The sequence below is a fragment of the Arthrobacter sp. Dra40 genome, assembly GCF_059091905.1.
In genome coordinates this window covers 1-3,649 of sequence record NZ_JBNHHB010000355.1, presented here as the reverse complement: position 1 = coordinate 3,649, position 3,649 = coordinate 1, and the positions used below count along the sequence as shown (strand labels likewise).

Below are 3,649 nucleotides of genomic sequence, written 5' to 3'. Positions count from 1 at the left end.
CAGCCGGGCTGGAGGCAGACGGGGTGCAGGCAGCCGATGGCGCAGGGGCGCCCGCCGCCGCTCATCCGGGTGCGCTGGCGCAGGGGCGGCGCGGTCGCGGCGACCAACCGCCGGCGTCTGGATCCCGGACGGTCCGCTTCGAACCAAACCTCCCGGTCACCGTGCCCGCCCGCAACAACCGCTCTGCGGCCGGACTGAACGACTGAACCGACCCGCCCAAGCCATGCGGGTTCAGGGCGGCTGGGTGCTCGCGTAATGTGGTGCCTGTGACTGAGCCTGATTACTCCGAAGACACCGCAGCCGACATGGACATCGACATCCGCAGCCTGCCGAAAGTATCGCTGCACGACCATCTGGACGGCGGACTGCGTCCGGCCACGATCATCGAACTGGCCGCCGCAGTGGGCCACGAACTGCCGTCCACAGACCCGGTGGCGCTCGGGGAGTGGTTCCGGGAGTCGGCAGACTCCGGTTCCCTGGTTCGTTACCTGGAAACCTTTGACCACACCATTGCAGTCATGCAAACCACCGAGGGCCTGTTCCGTGTGGCTAAGGAATTCGTGGAGGACCTGGCCGACGACGGCGTGGTCTACGGCGAAGTCCGCTGGGCGCCGGAACAACACCTGGCCAACGGCCTGTCCTTGGACGAGGCAGTAGAGGCCGTGCAGGCGGGGCTGGAAGCCGGCGTTGCCGCGGTGGAAGCCGGCGGCCGCCCCATTCAGGTAGGCCAGCTGATTACCGCCATGCGCCACGCCGACTGCGCGCAGGAAATCGCCGAACTCGCCGTCCGGCACCGTGACCGGGGCGCCGTCGGATTCGACATTGCCGGAGCCGAGGACGGTTTCCCGCCCTCGCGCTTCAAGGATGCCTTCACGTACCTGGCGGAACAGCAGTTCCCGGTGACTGTCCATGCCGGCGAGGCCGCCGGAGTGGACAGCATCGTGGATGCGCTGGTCAGCGGCCGGGCGCTGCGGCTGGGCCACGGCGTGCGGATTGCCGAGGACATCCAGGTCGAGTTCGGCCCGGACAGCGAGGACGGCGAAGACGTTGGCATCGTCACCTTGGGCAGGGTCGCCTCCTGGGTCCGCGACCGCGGCATCGCGCTGGAGTGCAGCCCGTCGTCGAATCTGCAGACCGGCGCCATCGCAGTCTTCGGCGAAGGCATCGAGTCCCATCCGTTCGACCTGCTGTACCAGACCGGGTTCAAGGTCACCATCAACACCGACAACCGGCTGATGAGCGGCGTCACGCTCTCCGACGAGTACGAGTTGCTGGTGGAAACCTTCGATTACGATCTGGATGACCTGCTGGAGATCACGCTGAACGCAGCGGAAGCCGCTTTCCTGCCGCTGGAAGAGCGCGAGGCGCTCGTCGAGTTCATCGGCGAAGGCTTCAACCACCAGCTGGGCTGATAGGGCCATGCCTCGCGCCAGCCACCCGCTGAACCAGGAGCGACATCCGCACGGCACGACGACGGGGCCTGGCCCTGGATGGGCCGTCGCCCGGTTGCTCGAGGTGGTGGCGCAGCTGCGCGAGCACTGCTTGTGGACCGCCGCGCTGACCCACGAGTCGCTCGTGGAATACCTGGTGGAGGAAGCCCACGAGCTGGCGGAAGCCGTCGAAACCGGCCACACCGGTCCGGCCGACGTGGCCGACCTCAAGGGCGAACTGGCCGATGTGCTGTACCAGGTCGTGCTGCATGCCAGGTTGCAGGAAGAGCGCGGACAGTTTGATTTCGACGCCGTTGCCGCCGAACTGACGGCGAAGCTGATCCGGCGGAACCGGCACATTTTCCGGCCGGATGGGACGCTGCAGGAGAAGTTTCCCGGCTCCGTCGCGGAGATCGTGGCCAGTTACGACGCCGTCAAGGCGGCGGAGAAACCGGAACGGACCACGCCGTTCGACGGCGTTCCTGGCTCACTGCCGGCACTGACCCTGGCCGCGAAATCCCTGGCCCGCGCCCGTCGTGCGGGTTTCGGGCCTGCGGCGGGGGCGGACCCTGACAGTGCAGCCGGCGGCGCCGTACCGGCCGATGGCATTGACCCGGCCGGCGGCGCCGCACCAGCCGGCGGCATCGACCCAGCCGGGCAGGCAGTCACTCAGGACCGGGTCGGTGAGGCGCTGTTCGCCGTCGTCCGCAGCGCCGTTGATGCCGGAGTGGATCCCGAGCAGTCTCTGCGGGTGGCTGTCCGGCGTTTCCAGCAGCGCGTAACGGAAGAAAACCGCAGCGGGTGATCTCGATTAGTCTTAAGCCGGACCTTGCGGCCGGCTTCGGCCTCGCTTGCAGACTTTCCATCTTTCGTTCCAACGAACAGGAGCTATTCCATGGCGCTGATCGATGCCATCCACGCACGCGAAATCCTTGATTCCCGCGGCAACCCCACCGTTGAAGTTGAGGTGCTGCTCTCCGACGGCTCGATGGGCCGGGCTGCTGTTCCGTCCGGTGCCTCCACCGGTGCATTCGAGGCGGTCGAACGCCGTGACGGGGAGAAGGACCGTTACCTCGGCAAGGGCGTGAGCCAGGCAGTGGCCGCCGTGGTGGACACCATCCAGCCGGCGTTGGTGGGCCTGGACGCCACCGACCAGCGGTTGATCGACCAGACCATGCTGGACCTGGACGGCACGTCCAACAAATCCGATCTGGGCGCCAATGCCATCCTGGGTGTTTCGCTGGCCGTCGCCTCGGCCGCCGCCGAATCCTCCAACCTTCCGCTGTACAAGTACCTGGGCGGGCCGAACGCGCACGTGCTGCCGGTGCCGTTGATGAACATCCTCAACGGTGGATCGCACGCGGATTCCGACGTGGACATCCAGGAGTTCATGGTGGTTCCGCTGGGCGCGGGCACGTTCTCCGAGGGTCTGCGCTGGGGTGTGGAGGTCTACCACAGCCTCAAGGCCGTGCTGAAAGAGAAGGGCCTCTCCACCGGTTTGGGCGACGAAGGCGGATTCGCCCCGAACCTGCCCAGCAACCGGGCCGCACTGGACCTGATCACCGAAGCGATCACGCGTGCCGGTTACGTCCCGGGCAAGGACATTGCCCTGGCCCTGGACGTGGCTTCCTCGGAGTTCTATCAGGACGGCGCCTACCGGTTCGAGGGCAAGTCCCTCACGGCCGCAGAGATGAGCGCCTACTACGGCCAGCTCGTGGCCGACTTCCCGCTGGTTTCCATCGAGGATCCGCTGGACGAATCCGACTGGGAAGGCTGGGCCACCCTGACGGCGGAGTTGGGCGACAAAGTGCAGCTGGTGGGCGACGACCTCTTCGTCACCAACCCTGAGCGGCTGCAGCAGGGCATCGACGCGAAGACCGCCAACTCGCTGCTGGTCAAGGTCAACCAGATCGGTTCGCTGACCGAAACACTGGAGGCCGTGGCTTTGGCCCAGCGCAACGGCTACACCACCATCACCTCGCACCGCTCCGGCGAAACCGAGGACACCACCATTGCCGACATCGCCGTGGCCACCAATGCCGGCCAGATCAAGACCGGCGCCCCGGCCCGGTCGGAGCGCGTGGCCAAGTACAACCAGCTGCTGCGCATCGAGGAAGAGCTCGACGACGCAGCCCGCTACGCCGGGCGCAGCGCCTTCCCGCGTTTCACGGCCTAGTTTGGGCCGACCCTCGGTAATGTCGTAAGCGGGGTCCGGCATC

At 66.9% G+C, this 3,649-nt stretch carries 4 protein-coding genes; all 4 read left to right on the top strand.

Annotated features, from left to right (window positions below; translation table 11 throughout):
• Positions 1 to 206 (top strand): hypothetical protein (locus tag AC5RWT_RS35635; protein WP_494084341.1); only part of this gene is annotated, 206 nt, incomplete at its 5' end.
• A gap of 99 nt (positions 207 to 305) precedes the next feature.
• Positions 306 to 1,412: an adenosine deaminase gene (locus AC5RWT_RS35630; RefSeq protein WP_494084342.1), complete on the top strand. Its 1,107-nt coding sequence runs from the start codon at positions 306 to 308 to the stop codon at positions 1,410 to 1,412.
• A 7-nt stretch (positions 1,413 to 1,419) separates the two neighbouring features.
• Positions 1,420 to 2,235 (top strand): MazG nucleotide pyrophosphohydrolase domain-containing protein, encoded by an 816-nt coding sequence (locus tag AC5RWT_RS35625; protein WP_494084340.1) that lies wholly within the window; start codon positions 1,420 to 1,422, stop codon positions 2,233 to 2,235.
• A 90-nt stretch (positions 2,236 to 2,325) separates the two neighbouring features.
• Positions 2,326 to 3,606 (top strand): phosphopyruvate hydratase, encoded by a 1,281-nt coding sequence (gene eno, locus AC5RWT_RS35620; protein WP_494084339.1) that lies wholly within the window; start codon positions 2,326 to 2,328, stop codon positions 3,604 to 3,606.
• The last annotated feature ends 43 nt before the right edge of the window (positions 3,607 to 3,649 follow it).